This window comes from Ancylobacter sp., from assembly GCF_965229075.1.
In the GTDB taxonomy this organism is placed as follows: Bacteria; Pseudomonadota; Alphaproteobacteria; order Rhizobiales; family Xanthobacteraceae; genus Ancylobacter.
In genome coordinates this window covers 2,559,200-2,576,259 of record NZ_CBDDIO010000002.1, presented here as the reverse complement: position 1 = coordinate 2,576,259, position 17,060 = coordinate 2,559,200, and the positions used below count along the sequence as shown (strand labels likewise).

Genomic DNA, 17,060 nt, shown 5'->3' with positions numbered 1-17,060 from the left:
AGTACACGCAATGGGCGCCCAGCTGATCCGTGCCGACGAGGCACGCACTCCCCGTCCGATCTGGTGCGTCACGCCGCAAAACTGGCGCGAGGTCGCAAGCGGCCTGCCGGCGCCGGCGCTCGCCTTCGGCGAGACCACGGGCTTCAAGGCCGAGGCCGGATCGCTCTTGGTGCTGCCGGCCGCTGATGGTGCCATCGCTGGCGTGCTGTTCGGCTGCGACGGCGCCCCGCGCGACCCGCTGAGCTTCGGCAAGCTCGCCACGGCGCTGCCAGCCGGCGACTATGCCATCGCCCATGCCCCCGTCGATCCCCGGCTGGCGGCCCTCGGCTTCCTGCTCGGCGGCTATCGCTTCACCCGCTACGGCAAGCGCGCGGGCGCCGATGTGCGGCTCGTGGTGCCTGAGGGTGCCGACGAGGCCTATCTGCGCCGCACCGCCGAGGCGGTGACGCTGACCCGCGACCTCGTCAACACCCCCGCCAACGACCTCGGCCCCGCCGAAATCGAGGCGGCGGTGCGCACCCTCGCTTCGCGCTTTGGCGGGCAGGTGAAGGTGACCACCGGCGACGACCTGCTGGCCGCCAATTTCCCGCTTGTCCACGCCGTCGGCCGTGCCTCCCCGCGCGCGCCCCGCCTCATCGACCTTTCCTGGGGCGACCCGAGCGCACCCAAGGTGACGCTGGTCGGCAAGGGCGTCGCCTTCGACACGGGCGGGCTCGATATCAAGCCGTCGAGCGGCATGCTGCTGATGAAGAAGGACATGGGCGGTGCCGCCAACGCCATTGGCCTCGCGCAGATGATCATGGCGCGCGGTCTCAAGGTGCGTCTGCGGCTGATCGTGGCCGCGGTGGAGAACGCCATTGACGGTTCCGCCTTCCGCCCCGGCGACGTATTCCCCTCGCGCAAGGGCCTCACTGTCGAAATCGGCAACACCGACGCCGAAGGCCGGCTGATCCTCGCCGACGCGCTCAGCCTGGCCGATGAGGAAGCACCTGAACTGCTGATCGACTTCGCCACCCTCACCGGCGCCGCCCGCGTCGCGCTGGGGCCGCAGCTGCCGCCGGCCTATACCGATGACGAGCCGCTGGCCGCCGACCTTGCCCGTCACGGCGCGGCGGAGGCCGACCCGTCCTGGCGGATGCCACTGTGGCAGCCCTATGCCTCGATGCTCGACAGCAAGATCGCCGATCTGAACAACGCCCCCGGCAGCGGCTTCGCCGGCTCGATCACCGCCGCGCTGTTTCTGCAGCGCTTCGTCTCTCGCGCCGGTGCGTGGCTGCACCTCGACATCTTCGCCTGGAACCCCTCCTCTCGCCCCGGCCGACCGGAAGGCGGCGAGGCGCAGACCATCCGCGCCCTCGACGCTCTGCTGGCCGAGCGCTACGGCTGACGCTGCGGTAGAATCGGAACGCCGCTCGCGCGGGTGTTAATGGTTTCTTCGGCGCCGAGCCGCCATAGTCCGGAACAATCCGCAGCCGTAACGATTGCGGATCCGGGGACAGGCCAATGGCGGTCGAGCTGCGTCCATCGCAGGCGTTGCGTCTCCTGCACGAGCTTTCCCTCGCGCAGGTGCGCGACGACGCGCCCGATCTCAGCCAGCGCCAACTCGCGATCCTGCTCAGCGTCTATCTGGAAGCGCCGCCGCATACGGTACGCGGGCTCGCCGCCCGGCTGGGCGTCACCAAGCCCGTCATCACCCGCGCGCTCGACACGATGGGCCAGCTGCGTCTTGTCTCCCGCCGGCGGGACGAGGCGGATCGACGCAATGTCATCATCCAGCGTACGGTGGAAGGCGCGCTCTATCTCGAACGGCTCGGCGATCTCGTCGTCGCCACCGCCCGTGGCCTGCCACGCTGAACCTCGCCTCACCTCGCGCAGGAGCGCCCTGTGACCTTCGATCCCCGCCTGACCCCTGCCCGGCCCGACCTCGCCGCGCGCCATCTCCAGGGCGTGGTGACGGCGGAGCGCTTCGTCGAGGGCACAGCCGGCCGCATCGTCCACCCGACCGCACCGGTGCGCGCCACGCCCGACCCGCTGGCGCCGCTGGTGACGGAAGCGCTCCATGGCGAGGCGGTGACCGTCTATGAGACCACCGCAGAGGGCTGGGCCTGGGCCCAGCTCGACGCGGATTCCTATGTCGGCTGGCTGCCGTCCGAGGCGCTCGCGCCAGCCGGCCCGGCGCCGACGCATAAGGTGAGCGCGCTGCGCACGCCGGTGTTTCCCGGCCCCTCGATCAAGCTGCCGCCGATCGACCTGCTGTCCTTCGGCAGCCGTCTCGTCATCGTGGGCACGCGGGAGCGTTTCGCGGTAACGGCCGAGGGCGGCTTCGTCTTCGCCGACCATCTCGCCCCGGTCGATGCCTTCGAGGCGGATATTGTCTCGGTGGCCGCCCGCTATCTCGGCGCCGCCTATCTCTGGGGCGGGCGCTCCAGCCTGGGGCTGGACTGTTCCGGCCTCGTGCAGGCGGCGCTCACCGCCTGCGGCCATGCCTGCCCGCGCGACACCGACATGCAGGAAAAAGCGGTAGGGGTTGAAGTGGCATTCTCCGGCGATCTCGGCGCGCTGCGGCGCGGCGATCTGCTCTACTGGCCCGGCCATGTCGGCCTTGTCGAGGATAGCGCGACGCTGCTGCACGCCACCGCGCATTTCATGTCCGTGGTGCGCGAACCACTGGCACCGGCGCTTGCCCGCATCGAGGCCAGTGGCACACCGCTGCGCAGCGTCCGCCGTCTCTAGAGCACGTTCGCCGCCACGAAGGCCTCCACCCGCGCCCGGTTCAGCGCGAACCATTGCAGGGCGATCAGCACGAAGCAATTGGCGACGGGGGCGGGAGCCGGGGCGGAAAGCGCCGCCAGCGCCTCGTCCACCGGCACCAGAAACGGCAGGGTCAGCTCGGTCTCGCCCGGCTCGCCGGCGATGTCGGGCACATCGGCCGAATCGACCAGCCCGAGATAGATCGTGGCGTGCTCGTCCGTCACGCCGGGGCTGGGGAGGAAGCGCGCCATCGGCAGCAGGGCACGCGGGACGACGCCGATCTCTTCCATGCATTCGCGCCGAGCCGCCGCTTCCGCATCCTCGCCGGGATCGATGAGGCCGGCGGCGATCTCCACCAACTCCCCCTGCCCGGTCGCCAGCTCTGCCCCCAGGCGAAACTGGCGGATCAGCACGAAGCACGCCGCCGTGGGATCATAGGCCAGCACGCCGACAACCGGCCCGACGCGCAGAATGTCCCGCCGTTGGCGCAGCGGCGCCCCACCCGCGCCGGCAAAGGTGGCGATGAAACGGTGATACGGCCGGAAGCCCGTCCCCACATTCTCCGGCTCGGTCAGGTCGAGGGCGATGGACCGATCCGCGAGGTGGTCGGCCTTGGCTCTCCCGCTCATAGCGGCGCCGTCTCCATGTCGAAGGCCGCGGCGAACAGGGCCCGGGTGTAAGCGGTCTTCGGCTGGGCAAACAGCTCGGCCGCCGGCCCCTCCTCCACCACCACGCCGCCCTTCATCACCATGACCCGCGAGGCCAGAGCCGCGACGACGCGCAGATCATGGCTGATGAACAGATAGGTCAGGCCGCGCCGCGTCTGCAGATCGCGCAGAAGGTCGACGATCTGCGCCTGGACGATCATGTCGAGCGCGCTGGTCGGCTCGTCCAGCACGACGAAGGAGGGCTCCAACACGATGGCGCGGGCAATGGCGATGCGCTGGCGCTGACCGCCGGAGAATTCGTGGGGGTACCGGTGGCGCGCCTCGGGATCCAGGCCCACATCGGTGAGCGCCGCGACGACGCGGGCGTCGCGCTCGTCGGCAGACAGCCTCGGGTGGTGCACGCGCAGCCCCTCGCCGATGATGTCGGCCACCGACATGCGGGGGCTGAGCGAGCCGAACGGATCCTGGAACACCACCTGCATCGCCTGCCGGCGGGCGCGCATCTGCTTGAAACCGAGCCGGTCGATGGGATCGCCCATGAACACGATCGGCCCCTCGCTGGAAATCAGCCGCAGCAGAGCGAGGCCGAGTGTGGTCTTGCCCGAGCCGCTCTCGCCCACCACGCCCAGCGTCTCCCCGCGCCGGATCTCCACCGAAATGCCGTCCACCGCCTTGATGTGGCCGACGGTGCGGCGCATCACCCCGGCCTTGATCGGAAACCAGACCTTCAGGCCCGTGGTCTCCAGCACCACCGGCGCCTCGGGATGTGGTGAGGCGGGGTTGCCGCGCGGCTGGGCGGCGATCAGCGCCTGCGTATAGGGATGGCGGGGATGGGCGAAGAGTTCGCCAACGAGCCCCTCCTCGACGATGCGGCCGTGATTCATCACGCAGACCCGGTCGGCGATCTTGCGCACGATGCCGAGATCATGGGTGATGAACAGCATGGCCATGCCGAGCCGGCGCTGCAGCTCTTTCAACAGCTTGAGGATCTGTGCCTGCACGGTCACATCGAGCGCGGTGGTGGGCTCATCGGCGATGAGCAGCTTCGGCTCATTGGCGAGCGCCATGGCGATCATCACACGCTGGCGCTGGCCGCCGGAGAGCTGGTGCGGATAGGAGCCGAGCCGCGTCTCGGGTTGGGGAATGCCGACCTCGGTGAGCAGTTCGATCACCCGCGCCCGCGCCGCCGGACCGCGCATGCCGCGATGCAGGAACAGGATTTCGGCGATCTGCTGTTCCACCGTGTGCAGCGGGTTGAGTGAGCTCATGGGTTCCTGGAACACCATGGTGATGTCGTTGCCGCGTACCCGGCGGATCTCGCGCTCCTCCATCGCGAGCAAATTCTCGCCTTGGAACACCACCTCGCCGGAGGGGTGGCTGGCGGCGGGATATTGCAGCAGCTTGAGGATGGAGAGCGCGGTAACCGACTTGCCCGAGCCGCTCTCGCCCACCAGTGCCACCGTCTCGCCGCGGCGGACATCGAAAGACACGCGATCCACCGCCAGCGTCGACCGCCCGCCCTGGGCGAAGGCAACGGAGAGATCGCGGACAGAAAGAAGGGGGGCCTCGTTCAACGGCGTTTCGCTCACTGGAAGGTCTTCCGCGGGTCGAAGGCGTCGCGCACGGCTTCGCCGATGAAGATGAGCAGACTCAGCATGATGGCAAGGGTGAAGAAGCCGGTGAGACCAAGCCAGGGCGCCTGCACATTGGCCTTGCCCTGCGCCAGCAACTCCCCGAGCGAAGGCGAGCCGGGCGGCAGGCCAAAGCCTAGGAAGTCCAGCGCGGTAAGCGTCATCACCGAGGAGGAGACGATGAAGGGCAGCATGGTCAGCGTCGCCACCATCGCGTTGGGCAGCATATGCCGCCACATCAGCACCGCGTTGGAAACGCCGAGCGCCCGCGCCGCCTGCACATATTCGAAATTGCGCGCGCGCAGGAACTCCGCCCGCACCAGCCCCACCAGCGCCACCCAGGAAAACAGCAGCAGAATGCCGAGCAGCACCCAGAAGCCAGGGGCGAGGATGGAGGAGATGATGAGCAGCAGATAGAGAGCCGGAATGGCGGTCCATATCTCGATGAACCGCTGGAAGATCAGGTCGGTCCATCCGCCGAAATAGCCCTGCACCGCGCCCGCCGCCACGCCGACGACGGACGAGATCAGCGTGAGGATCAGGCCGAACAGCACCGACAGCCGGAAGCCGTAGATCAGCCGGGCCAGCACGTCGCGGCCCTGATCGTCCGTGCCGAGCCAGTTCCACTCCAGCGCGTCGCAGCCGCCGGTGCGGCCGAGCTTCTCCACGACAGGCGCGCATTGCGCCTCCGTCAGCATCCAGGTCGGGGGCGAAGGGGCCGGCGTCGGCAGGTCGAGATTATGGGTGGAGTAGGAGTAGCGGATCGGCGGCCACACCATCCAGCCGCCCTTCTCTCGGATCAGATTCTGCAGATAGGGGTCGCGGTAGTCCGCCTCGGTTTCGAAATCGCCGCCGAAGGTGGTCTCAGGGTAGGCGACGAGGCCGGGGAAATAATAGCCGCCGTCATATTCCACCAGGAACGGCTTATCGTTGGCGATGAACTCCGCGCCGAGGCTGAGGATGAACAGCACGGAGAAGATCCAGAAACTCCACCAGCCGCGCCGGTTGCGCTTGAAATTGGCGAGGCGGCGCTGGTTCAGCGGCGACAGCCACGGGCGGCGCGGCACGGCGGGGGCGGCGGTCTCGGTCGGCACGGCGGCGTTGGCGTCCATGTTCAGACGTCCCGCGTGTCGAAGTCGATGCGCGGATCGACCCAGGTGTAGGTGAGGTCGGAAATGAGGTTCACCACCAGCCCCACCAGCGAGAAAATGTAGAGATTGGCGAACACCACGGGATAGTCGCGGTTGAGCACGCTCTCGAAACCGAGAAGTCCGAGACCGTCGAGGGAGAAGATGGTCTCGATCAGCAGCGAGCCGGTGAAGAAGGCCCCGACGAAGGCGCCGGGAAAGCCGGCAATGACGATCAGCATCGCGTTACGGAACACGTGGCCGTAAAGCACGCGCCGTTCGGAGAGCCCCTTCATCCGCGCGGTAACGACATATTGCTTCCTGATCTCGTCGAGGAAGGAATTCTTGGTCAGCAAGGCGGTGGTAGCGAAGGCCCCGAGCACCATGGCGGTGATGGGCAAGGCCAAGTGCCAGAAATAATCGAGGATCTTTCCGGTCAGCGAAAGCTGCTCCCAATTGTCGGAGGTCAGCCCGCGTAGCGGAAACCATGAGAAGAACGAGCCACCGGCGAACAGGATGACCAGCAGGATGGCGAACAGGAAGCCCGGTATCGCATAGCCCACCACGATGACCGCCGAGGTCCACATATCGAAGCGCGAGCCGTCGCGCACGGCTTTGGCAATGCCCAGCGGGATGGAAATGCCGTAGCTGATCAGCATCATCCACAGGCCGAGCGAAATCGACACCGGCATTTTCTCGATGACGAGGTCGACCACCGAGACATCGCGGAAATAGGACCGGCCGAAATCGAAGCGGGCATAGTCCCACATCATCTTGAAGAAGCGCTCATGCGCCGGCTTGTCGAAGCCGAATTGCCGTTCCAGTTCCTTGATGAAAGCGGGGTCCAGCCCCTGCGCGCCGCGATATTTCGAGGAGACGGGATCCCCACCCGGCGCACTCTGCGGCATGCCGCCGAAATCGCCGCCGCTGCCGGAGATGCGGGCGGTGGCCGAACTCCCCTGCCCCGTCAGTTCGGCGATCATCCGCTCCACCGGCCCACCGGGCGCAAATTGCACCACCACGAAGGAAATCAGCATGATGCCGATCACGGTCGGCACCATCAGCGCGATGCGTCGGACGATATAGGCGAGCATTCGGTCGGGTTTCTCCGCGAGGCGGGTCCAAGGTGGCGGGCGGCCGGGGCCGCGTCAACTTAACGTCCGTTCATGCGCGACCATGGGTATGGCAGGCTCACCCGGCCGACCGCATCCGTGGCGACCAGATGTCCGGGATGGCGCGGGCATAAGTCGGGCGCGGCGCGCTCGGCCAGCCGAACTCGTCCCAGAAGGCGATGCGAAACTCGGCCGAGTACCATTGCGGCACCCAGTAGCGCCCGGCGCGCAGGCGCCGGTCGAGCACGCGGCAAGCGGTGCGCAACTGGTCGCGCGTCGGCGCCGCGATCACTTCCTCGATCAGCAGATCGACCACCGGATCGGCGATGCCGGAGAGGTTGTTGGAGCCCGGAATGGAGGCCGCCGCCGAGCCGAAATAATTGCGCAGCGATTCGCCCGGCACGGTGGAAACGGAGAAGCGCCGCACCGTGGTGTCGAAGTCGAAATCGTTGAGCCGGCGCTGATATTGCGGCGAATCGACCAGGCGGAAATGCGCTTCGATGCCGAGCAGCTTGAGATTCTTGATGAAGGGCGCGGTGTGGCGTTCCAGCCCGTTCTCGTCGTCGAGAAATTCGATGGAAAGCCCATTGCCCTGGCCGTCCACCAGCCGACCGCCCTGGATGCTCCAGCCGGCCTCGCGCAGCAGCTGCGTGCCCTTGCGCAGCAAAGCGCGGTCCTGGCCGGAGCCGTCGGAGACCGGCGGGCTCCAGGGCGGGGCCTTGAGCACGGCGATGTCCTCGGGTGTCAGCTGGCCGGCGATGCGCTCGATCAGCGCCAATTCGTCCGGGCCGGCCGGGCCTTCCGCCTCCAGGTCGGAATTCTCGAAGAAGGAAGTCGTGCGCTTATACGCATCGAACATCAGGTTCTTGTTGGTCCACTCGAAATCGAAGGCGTAGGACAGCGCCTCGCGCACGCGCGGATCGGCGAATTTCGGCCGGCGCAGATTGAGGAACCAGCCCTGCGCCCCCGAGGGCGTGCGGTCGGGTAGTATCTCGCGCTTCACCTTGCCCTCGTTCAGCGCCGGGAAATTATAGCCCGTGGCCCAGCTGCGCGCGGTGAACTCCTGCCGGAAAAGGTAGGCCCGCGCCTTGAACGCCTCGAAGCCGACCTCGCGGTCGCGGAAATACTCGTAGCGCAGCACGTCGAAATTGTTCACCCCGACATTCACCGGCAGTTCGTTGCCCCAATAGTCGGGGTCACGGCGATACTCGATGTAACGGCCGACCTCGAATGGGCCGACCCGGTAGGGGCCGGAACCGAGCGGCACGTCCAGCGTGCTCGCGTCGAAGGCATGGGCGCTGTAATAGGCCTTGGAGAAGATCGGCAGCGAAGCGGCGAACAGCGGCACATCGCGCGCTCGCGTCGGCGCGAACCGCAGCACGGCGACCTCATCGCCCTCCGCCTGCGCGCTCACGAGATCACGCAGATTCTGCCCGATGACGGGATGGCCCTTTTCCTTCAGCAGGGTGAGCGAGAAAGCGACATCCTCGGCGGTGAGCTTCGAGCCGTCATGGAAGCGCGCCTGCGGGCGAAGGCGGAAGCGGTAGAGTGTGCCCTCCTCCGACACGGCGACGCTCTGCGCCACCAGCCCGTAGAGCGCGTCCGGCTCGTCATAGGCGCGCGCCATCAGCGTGTCGAAGAGCAGTTCGACGCCCTGGGCGGCATCGCCTTTCAGGATATAGCCGTTCAGCGTGTTGAAGGTCTGGAACGACTGGTTGAAGGCGATGGTGGGGCCGATCTGCGAGAACGTGCCGCCCTTGGGCGCGGCGGGGTCGACATAGTCGAAATGGGCGAAATCGGCGGAGTACTTCAGATCGCCGAAAATGGAGAGGCCATGGCGCTCCGGCCCGAGGGTGGAGGCCGATGAGGCACTGGACGCGCTCGGCGCGCCGGGCGCCGGCTGCGCCGCCACCCGATGACCCAGCCAGGGCAGCACGGCCGTACCGGCGCCAATGGTCAGCAGGGCCCGACGGGAGAGTGAGGCCGGCAGCGGCCCGCTCATCGCGCCGCCCCGGTCTTGGCCGCCTTCTCCGCGTCCCACCACCAGATGGTGGGGAAGGCGTCGCCGCCATATTCCGGCATGTTCTCGGGATGGCTGAAGCGGTTCCAGCGCGCCGTGCGGGTGTTGGGGTAGTTCCAGCTGGGAATGACATAGTCATGCGCCAGCAGCACCCGGTCCAGCGCATGGGTGGCGGCGACCAGTTCCTCGCGGTCCTTGGCGTAGATCACCTTCTCGATCAGCGCGTCGATGCCGGGGTCCTTGATGCCGGCGTGGTTGCCCGATCCCTCGCGGTCAGCAGCGCTGGAACCCCAGAAGTCGCGCTGCTCATTGCCGGGCGACAACGACTGTCCCCAGCCGGTGATGATCATGTCGTAATCGCGGGCGCGGGTGCGGTTGATGTACTGCGACGTGTCGACCTGACGGACAGTGACGGTAATCCCGAGCCGTTCCAGCGACGGCTTGTAGAACAGGGCGACGCGCTCGAAGGCCGGGTTGCCGATCAGAATCTCAAGCGTGAAGGGCTCGCCCTTGGCGTTCACCAGCTTGCCGTCCTTCACTTCATAGCCGGCTGCGCGCAGAAGCTGCGCCGCCTCGCGCAGATTGGAGCGGCGAATGCCCTCGCTGCCCGAGGGCGGGTTCTCATAAGGCTTGGTGAACACGCTTTCGGGAATCTTGTCGCGGACGCTCTCCAGAATCTCCAGCTCCTTGCCGGTCGGCAGGCCCGAAGAGGCGAGCTCGGTGTTCTGGAAATAGCTCGACGTGCGCTTGTACTGGCCGAAGAACAGCGTGCGGTTCATGCCCTCGAAATCGAGCGCAAAGTTCAGCGCCCGCCGAACGCGCTGGTCCTGGAACTTCTCGCGCCGCAGATTGGGGATGAACGCCTGCATCGAACCGAAGGAGCGGTTGGGGAACTCCTCAAGGATAACCTTGCCTTCCTTCACCGCCGGAAAATTATAGGCGGTGGCCCAGTCCTTGGCCGAGGTCTCGATGCGGAAATCATACTGGTCGCCCTTGAAGGCTTCGAGCTCCACCGTCGAATCGCGGAAATACTCGTAGCGCTGCTCGGCGAAATTGTCGGTGCCGATGTTCACCGGCAGGTCCTTGCCCCAATAATCCGGCACGCGCTCGAACGAGATGGAACGGCCCGGCTGCACCTGCTTGACCTTGTAAGGGCCGGAGCCGAGCGGCACTTCCAGCGTGCCCTGGCTGATGTCGCGCGGCTTGCCGTCTGGACCGTTCGCCGTCCACCAGTGCTTCGGCATCACCCGCAGCTGACCGACGATCTGCGGCAGTTCGCGGTTGCCCGCCTGGTCGAAGGTGAAGGTCACCTCGCGCTCGCCGGTGACGGCGGCGCCCTTCACATGGCTGTAGTAATAGGCTTGGCGCGGGTTGTTCTTGGTCATCTGCTCGAACGACCACACCACATCCTCGGCGGTGATCGGCTGGCCGTCATGCCACTTTGCCTCCGGGCGCAGGCGATAGGTGACGGACGAGAAGTCGGCGGGATAGCGCACACTCTCGGCGATGAGGCCGTATTCCGTGGCCACCTCGTCATAGGCCGGGCTCATCAGCGTGTCGTAGATGAGCTGCAGCCCAGCCGCCGCCGCGCCACGCGGGATGATGTCGTTCAGCGAATCGAAGGTGCCATCGACGGACTGCCTCACGAGGCCGGTCTTCGGCGCATTCGGATTTACATAGTCAAAATGCTTGAAGCCGGCCGGGTATTTCGGCTCGCCCATCAGCGAGAGGCCGTGCTTCCATTCGCCCGCCCCCTGGGCGAAGGCGGCCGGGGCGGCGGGCGCCACCTCCTGCGCCAGTACGGGACCGGCGAGGCCGATGCCGAGCAGAGCGAGCGCGAGCGACCGGGTCATCGTGCCGCTCCATGCCGGGGGACGCCAGCCGGGAGCGGCGGGGCGGTCGGAGCGGCGGAGACGGGTCATGCGCATTCATCCCTCTGGCACGTCTGAAGGTGGGGCCGATCCGACCCTCGCGACGGATTATGAACAGTGGCTGCGAATAAGAAGAGGCCAGTCCGGAAAAGAATAAGGCCGGCGACGCAAAGCGCCGCCGGCCTGACGTGATCGTGAAAGCCGCGCCCCGTGGGGCGCGTATCTCAGGGCGTGGCCGGCGCCGCCGGAGCGGGCTGGGCCGGAGCCGGTTCCGCCGGAGCGGGCGCCGCCGGAGCCGCAGGCGCTGCTTCGGGAGCAGGAGCAGCCGGGGCCGGAGCGGCCGGAGCCGGGGTCGCCTCAGGTGCCGGAGCGGCGGGCGCAGGAGCCGGAACGGTGGTGGCGGGCGCGGCGGAGCCAGCCGGCGGCGGAACATTGCCGCCCGTCTCGCCGGACGCCGGCTGGGTGGCGGCGGGCTCGGCAGCGGCGGGCGTCGCCTCCGGCGAGGGCAGCGGCAGCGGGCTGTGCGAGAGCGTGTTGAGATAGGCGATCAGGTCGGCGCGGTCGGTGTCCTTGGCGATACCGGCAAAGCCCATCGCCGTGCCGGGAATGTCGGCCTTCGGATTCTTGATGAAGTCGCTGAGGTCCTCGAACGTCCAGTTGCCGCCATGGGCCTTCATCGCCGCGGAATAGGCGAAGCCCTCGACGCCACCGACCGGGCGGCCGACAATGCCATAGAGGTCCGGACCGACCTTGGCGCCGGCACCTTCCACGAAATTGTGGCAGGCGGCGCACTTCTTGGCCTGAGCCTCGCCCTTCTCCGGGCTGGCGGCGGCGAGCAGCTGCGCAAGCGGAACGGCGGCCGGCGCGGCCTGTGCCTCGCCGGTCATTTCCTCCTGCACGGCGATCTCGTAGCCGGCCTTCTCAGGCCCGTGGCTGGAGAACAGAATGTCGGCGAACACATTCAGACCGAGCGTGAACGTGAGCACGCCCAGGACCGCACCAGCAACCTTGTTCAGCTCGAAGCTGTCCATCGAAATATTCGCTCCCTCACCCGGCACCGCGACCATCCGGCTGGCCTGCCGATACCCCGCGCGCAATGTATCAGCGCTCGCTTGCGACCGCCAATGGCGCGCGGGAACTAATCATTTTGACGGTTGACGTGCAACCCGTATAAGCGCGCTGCGGTGCTACGTTTCGCCACTCTGCGAGGGGCGCCGGCACCTTCTAGCACGATGACGGGGCTCCCGAATGTCCTCGCAGGACACAGTTATTCTTATTCCAGCCCGCATGGCTTCGACCCGGCTGCCGGGAAAGCCGCTCGCCGATCTCGGAGGCCGCCCGATGATCGTCGAGGTGGCGCGGCGTTCCGCCGCGGCGCAGATCGGCCGCGTGGTGGTGGCGACCGACGATGAGGGCGTGCGCGCCGCCGTGGAAAAGGCCGGCTTCGAGGTGGCGATGACCCGCGCCGACCATGCCAGCGGCTCGGACCGAATCTTCGAGGCGCTCGGGCGCATCGACCCGGAAGGCCGGGTCGCCCGCATCGTCAATGTGCAGGGCGACCTGCCGACCATCGACCCCGCCCTCATCCGTGCCGCGCTCGATCTGCTCGACGATCCGGCTGTGGATATCGGCACGCTGGCCGCCGAGATCACCGAGGCGGGCGAGCGCATCAACCCGAATGTGGTGAAGGCGGTGGGCAGCCCGCTCAGCGCCGCGCGGCTGCGCGCGCTCTATTTCACCCGCGCCACCGCGCCCTATGGCGAGGGCCCGCTGTTCCACCATATCGGCCTCTACGCCTATCGCCGCCGCGCCCTTGAGCGCTTCGTCGCGCTGCCGCCCTCGCCGTTGGAGAGCCGCGAGAAGCTGGAGCAACTGCGCGCGCTGGAAGCAGGCATGCGGATCGATGTCGCCATCGTCGACACGGTGCCGCTCGGTGTCGACACGCCGGACGATCTCGAAAAGGCGCGCCTCATGCTCGCGCGCGAATCAACGTGAAGGACGCTGCCATGACGACCCGCCGCACCATCGTCTTCCAGGGCGAGCCGGGCGCGAACTCGCATATCGCCTGCCGCGAGGTCTATCCCACCCACGAGGCCGTGCCCTGCGCCACCTTCGAGGACGCGTTCGCCGCGCTGCAGAATGGCGAGGCCGATCTCGGCATGATCCCGATCGAAAACTCGGTCGCCGGGCGGGTGGCGGATATTCACCACCTGATGCCGACGTCCGGCCTCACCATCATCGGCGAGTTCTTCCTGCCGCTCTCCCATCAGCTGATGGCCATTCCCGGCGCCACGCTGGCGACGGTGAAGTCGGCGGAAAGCCACGTGATGGCGCTCGGCCAGTGCCGCAACATCATCCGCAAGCTGGGGCTCAAGGCCATTGTCGGCGCCGACACCGCCGGCTCGGCCCGGCTGGTGGCGGAAGCGCAGGACCCGAGCCGCGCCGCCATCGCCTCCCGCCTCGCCGCCGAGATCTACGGCCTCGACATCATCGCCGAGAACATCGAGGACGAGGCGCACAACACCACCCGCTTCGTCATCCTCGCCAAGGATGGCGACTGGGCGCCGGCGAATAACGGGCCGACCGTCACCACCTTCGTGTTCCGGGTGCGCAACGTGCCGGCGGCGCTGTACAAGGCGATGGGCGGCTTCGCCACCAATGGCGTGAACATGACCAAGCTGGAATCCTATCAGCTCGACGGCGAATTCTTCGCCACCCAGTTCTATGCCGATGTCGACGGCCACCCCGAGGACGCCAACCTCAAGCTGGCGCTGGAAGAACTGTCCTTCTTCTCCAAGGAAGTGCGGATTCTCGGCGTCTATCCCGCCCACCCCTACCGTGTGGCGCTGCGGGCGTGAAACGCAAAGGCCCGGCGCGTGGCCGGGCCTGTTCTCATCAAGAGCGATAAGGCGCCTACTCGGCGGCCTCGCCGGTCGCACGCTCGACGGCGTCCTCAATGGTCTTCAGCGCGTCCGGGTGTGGCATCGAAATGATGTTGTAGCCGGAATCGACGAAATGCACCTCGCCGGTCACGCCGGTTGAAAGGTCCGAGAGCAGGTACAGGGCAGCGCCGCCCACCTCATCGATGGACACCGTGCGACGCAGCGGGGCGTGGCGCTTCTGGTAGTTGAACATCAGCCGCGCATCGGCGATGCCCGCACCGGCCAAGGTGCGGATCGGCCCGGCGGAAATCGCGTTCACCCGCACGCCCTGCGGCCCGTAATCGGCGGCGAGGTAGCGCACGCTCGCCTCCAGTGCCGCCTTGGCCACGCCCATCACATTGTAATTCGGCATCACCCGCGTCGAGCCACCATAGGTGAGCGTGACCAGCGAGCCACCTTCCGTCATCAGCGGCGCGGCGCGCTTGGCGATTTCGGTGAAGGAGAAGCACGAAATCACCATGGTGCGAGTGAAGTTCGCCCGTGTGGTGTCGGCGTAGAGGCCCTTCAGCTCGTTCTTGTCGGAAAAGCCGATGGCGTGCACGAGGAAGTCGAGCTTCCCCCATTTCTCCTTCAGCGCCGCGAAAAGTGCGTCGACCGAGGCCAGATCCTCGACATCACAGGCCAGCAGCGTGTCGCTGCCGAGGCTCTCGGCCAGCGGCTTCACGCGGCGCCCGAGCGCCTCGCCCTGATAGGTAAAAGCGAGTTCCGCCCCTTGCGCGGCCAAGGTCCGGGCGATGCCCCAGGCGATGGAATGATCATTGGCGACACCCATGATGAGGCCGCGTTTGCCCTGCATCAGGTTGCCCTGAGGGGAAGTGCCCTGCGTCAGGCTCATGCTTGTGGTTCCTTCCGCCCCGCCGCCTCGATCACGCCTCGGGATGCTGGAACACCAGCACCGCATTGGCCCCGCCGAAGCCGAAGCCGTTGGAAAGCACCCGCTCCAGCCGCGCATTGTCGACGCGCTCGCGCACGATCGGCATGTCGGCGAAGGCCGGGTCGATTTCGTCAATATGGGCGCTCGCCGAGATGAAGCCGTTCTGCATCATCAGGATGGAGTAGATCGCCTCATGCACGCCGGTCGCGCCCTGGGAATGGCCGGTGAGCGACTTGGTGGCCGAGATCGGCGGCGCCTTGTCGCCGAATACGGCGCGGATCGCCTCGATCTCCTTGAGATCGCCGATCGGGGTCGAGGTGGCGTGCGGGTTGATGTAATCGATCCCCCCCTTCACGCCGGAGAGGGCCAGCTTCATCGCGCGGGCCGCGCCCTCGCCGGAAGGGGCGACCATGTCGGCGCCGTCCGAGGTGGCGCCATAGCCGACGATCTCGCCATAGATACGCGCGCCGCGCGCCTTGGCGTGCTCCAGCTCTTCCAGCACCAGCACGCCGGCGCCGCCGGAAATGACGAAGCCGTCGCGATTCTTGTCATAGGGGCGCGAGGCGACAGCCGGGCGGTCATTATAATCCGACGACATGGCGCCCATGGCGTCGAACAGGCAGGACAGCGTCCAGTCGAGATCCTCGCAGCCGCCAGCGAACATGATGTCCTGCTTGCCGTACTGGATCATCTCGGCGGCGTTGCCGATGCAGATATTGGTGGTCGCGCAGGCGGCCGAGATCGAATAGCTCAACCCCTTGATCTTGAACCAGGTCGAGAGCGTGGCCGACGCCGTGGAGCCCATCGCCTTCGGCACGGCGAAGGGGCCGACGCGCTTCGGGCTGGTGTTCTTGCGGGTGATGTCCGCGGCCTCGACGATGGTACGGGTGGAAGAGCCGCCCGAGCCCATGATGAGCCCGGTGCGCTCGTTGGAAATCTCGTGCTCTTCGAGGCCCGCGTCGCGGATCGCCTGATCCATGGCGACATGGTTCCACGCCGTGCCGCCGCCGTGGAATCGCATGGCGCGGCGATCCACCACCTCGCTGGCATCGAGCTGCGGCGCGCCGTGCACCTGGCTGCGGAAGCCGAGTTCGGCATAGGCGTCGGCCCGGCGGATGCCGCTCTTGCCCTCGCGCAGGGAAGCCAGCACCTCCTGGGTGGAGTTGCCTATGGACGAGACGATGCCCATTCCGGTTACGACAACACGGCGCATAGGCTTCCTTTCCTTCAAAGCACGCGAGAGGATCGAGACAGGCGAGATGGCCCCGCCCGGATGGCGCCGCAAGGGCGCGCGGGTCAGGACTGGAACAGGCCGACCTTCAGGTCGCTCGCGCGATAGATCACCTCGCCATCGGCCTCCAGCCAGCCATCGGCAATGCCGAGCACCAGCTTGGAGCGCATCACGCGCTTGAAGTCGATGCCGTACACGACCTTCTTCACCGAGGGCAGCACCTGACCGGAGAACTTGATCTCGCCAGCACCGAGCGCCCGCCCGCGACCGGGAGAACCGAGCCAGCCAAGATGGAAGCCTACCAGCTGCCACAGCGCATCGAGGCCCAGGCAGCCGGGCATGACCGGATCGCCGATGAAGTGGCAGCCGAAGAACCAGAGGTCAGGCTTGATGTCGAGTTCAGCCCGCACATGGCCCTTGCCGTTGGGGCCGCCATCCTCGGAAATCTCGGTGATGCGGTCGAACATCAGCATGGGCGGAGCGGGAAGCTGCGCGTTGCCCGGCCCGAAAAGCTCTCCGCGCCCGCACGCGAGCAGTTCCTCGTAAGTGAAGCTCGTCTGCCGCTCGACCATCGTCTCGGTATTACCCACGCTTGCTGTTTCCATGCCTTGAGCGGCCCGCAGCCGCCGGTTTTGTGCGGCACGCGCGGGCACTCTCCGGCCCGGCCACCTGACGCAGGGCGCTTCCTATCACAGCGCCCCGCGCGCTCAAAGCCGGCCGGCCGCCTGCGGCTATGCCGAAAATGTCATCCCTATGACAATACCCGTGCACCGCCGCGCCGGAAAGTGGCAGAGGTCCCCTCCGGCGCAGGCGCGTGCGAAGGCTGCGCCGAA

Annotated in this window: 15 protein-coding genes; 5 read left to right on the top strand and 10 right to left on the bottom strand. The window is 67.1% G+C overall.

The window, feature by feature from the left end; translation table 11 throughout:
• Nucleotides 1–10: 10 nt before the first annotated feature.
• The 3 genes from ACO07Z_RS18130 (at nucleotide 11) to ACO07Z_RS18120 (ending at nucleotide 2,733) form a co-directional block, all read left to right on the top strand.
• A complete protein-coding gene (locus ACO07Z_RS18130) occupies nucleotides 11–1,387 on the top strand; it encodes a leucyl aminopeptidase family protein (protein ID WP_421699979.1) in 1,377 nt (458 codons plus the stop codon).
• A gap of 116 nt (nucleotides 1,388–1,503) precedes the next feature.
• Entirely contained in the window at nucleotides 1,504–1,854 is a 351-nt protein-coding gene (locus ACO07Z_RS18125) for a MarR family transcriptional regulator (protein ID WP_421699978.1), read from the top strand.
• A 30-nt stretch (nucleotides 1,855–1,884) separates the two neighbouring features.
• The gene (locus tag ACO07Z_RS18120; protein ID WP_421699977.1) at nucleotides 1,885–2,733 is read left to right on the top strand and encodes a C40 family peptidase; all 849 of its coding nucleotides are present in this window, start codon (nucleotides 1,885–1,887) and stop codon (nucleotides 2,731–2,733) included.
• On the opposite strand, the gene ACO07Z_RS18115 is transcribed toward ACO07Z_RS18120, so the two are convergent.
• The 7 genes from ACO07Z_RS18115 to ACO07Z_RS18085 form a co-directional block, all read right to left on the bottom strand.
• On the bottom strand, nucleotides 2,730–3,380 hold the full coding sequence (locus ACO07Z_RS18115; RefSeq protein ID WP_421699976.1) for an NUDIX domain-containing protein: 651 nt from the start codon (nucleotides 3,378–3,380) through the stop codon (nucleotides 2,730–2,732). The two genes, ACO07Z_RS18120 and ACO07Z_RS18115, sit on opposite strands and share 4 nt — an antisense overlap.
• Nucleotides 3,377–5,008 carry an ABC transporter ATP-binding protein gene (locus ACO07Z_RS18110; RefSeq protein WP_421699975.1) on the bottom strand — a complete coding sequence of 544 codons (1,632 nt, stop codon included), beginning with the start codon at nucleotides 5,006–5,008 and terminating at the stop codon, nucleotides 3,377–3,379. The genes ACO07Z_RS18115 and ACO07Z_RS18110 overlap by 4 nt, the downstream gene beginning before the upstream one ends.
• On the bottom strand, nucleotides 5,005–6,162 hold the full coding sequence (locus ACO07Z_RS18105) for an ABC transporter permease (protein ID WP_421699974.1): 1,158 nt from the start codon (nucleotides 6,160–6,162) through the stop codon (nucleotides 5,005–5,007). Before ACO07Z_RS18105 ends, ACO07Z_RS18110 begins: the two co-directional genes overlap by 4 nt.
• A 2-nt stretch (nucleotides 6,163–6,164) precedes the next feature.
• Nucleotides 6,165–7,271 carry a microcin C ABC transporter permease YejB gene (locus ACO07Z_RS18100; protein ID WP_421699973.1) on the bottom strand — a complete coding sequence of 369 codons (1,107 nt, stop codon included), beginning with the start codon at nucleotides 7,269–7,271 and terminating at the stop codon, nucleotides 6,165–6,167.
• 97 nt (nucleotides 7,272–7,368) lie between these two features.
• Nucleotides 7,369–9,291 (bottom strand): extracellular solute-binding protein, encoded by a 1,923-nt coding sequence (locus ACO07Z_RS18095; RefSeq protein ID WP_421699972.1) that lies wholly within the window; start codon nucleotides 9,289–9,291, stop codon nucleotides 7,369–7,371.
• Nucleotides 9,288–11,162, bottom strand: a complete 1,875-nt coding sequence (locus ACO07Z_RS18090) for an extracellular solute-binding protein (protein WP_421700840.1) — start codon at nucleotides 11,160–11,162, stop codon at nucleotides 9,288–9,290. Before ACO07Z_RS18090 ends, ACO07Z_RS18095 begins: the two co-directional genes overlap by 4 nt.
• A 242-nt stretch (nucleotides 11,163–11,404) precedes the next feature.
• Complete coding sequence (locus ACO07Z_RS18085; RefSeq protein WP_421699971.1) at nucleotides 11,405–12,211, bottom strand: c-type cytochrome; 807 nt, start codon at nucleotides 12,209–12,211, stop codon at nucleotides 11,405–11,407.
• 217 nt (nucleotides 12,212–12,428) lie between these two features.
• On the opposite strand from ACO07Z_RS18085, the gene ACO07Z_RS18080 reads away from it, so the two are divergent.
• Together ACO07Z_RS18080 and ACO07Z_RS18075 are read left to right on the top strand one after the other, a co-directional pair.
• Nucleotides 12,429–13,175 (top strand): 3-deoxy-manno-octulosonate cytidylyltransferase, encoded by a 747-nt coding sequence (locus ACO07Z_RS18080; RefSeq protein WP_421699970.1) that lies wholly within the window; start codon nucleotides 12,429–12,431, stop codon nucleotides 13,173–13,175.
• An 11-nt stretch (nucleotides 13,176–13,186) separates the two neighbouring features.
• The gene (locus tag ACO07Z_RS18075) at nucleotides 13,187–14,038 is read left to right on the top strand and encodes a prephenate dehydratase (RefSeq protein ID WP_421699969.1); all 852 of its coding nucleotides are present in this window, start codon (nucleotides 13,187–13,189) and stop codon (nucleotides 14,036–14,038) included.
• A gap of 55 nt (nucleotides 14,039–14,093) precedes the next feature.
• Here the strand turns inward: ACO07Z_RS18075 and fabI are convergent, their stop codons facing one another.
• From fabI to fabA, 3 genes are all read right to left on the bottom strand, one after another.
• Nucleotides 14,094–14,957 carry an enoyl-ACP reductase FabI gene (gene fabI / locus ACO07Z_RS18070; RefSeq protein ID WP_421699968.1) on the bottom strand — a complete coding sequence of 288 codons (864 nt, stop codon included), beginning with the start codon at nucleotides 14,955–14,957 and terminating at the stop codon, nucleotides 14,094–14,096.
• 31 nt (nucleotides 14,958–14,988) lie between these two features.
• Nucleotides 14,989–16,209 carry a beta-ketoacyl-ACP synthase I gene (fabB, locus tag ACO07Z_RS18065; RefSeq protein ID WP_421699967.1) on the bottom strand — a complete coding sequence of 407 codons (1,221 nt, stop codon included), beginning with the start codon at nucleotides 16,207–16,209 and terminating at the stop codon, nucleotides 14,989–14,991.
• Nucleotides 16,210–16,292: 83 nt separating this feature from the next.
• Complete coding sequence (gene fabA / locus ACO07Z_RS18060; protein ID WP_371349055.1) at nucleotides 16,293–16,799, bottom strand: 3-hydroxyacyl-[acyl-carrier-protein] dehydratase FabA; 507 nt, start codon at nucleotides 16,797–16,799, stop codon at nucleotides 16,293–16,295.
• Nucleotides 16,800–17,060: the final 261 nt, after the last annotated feature.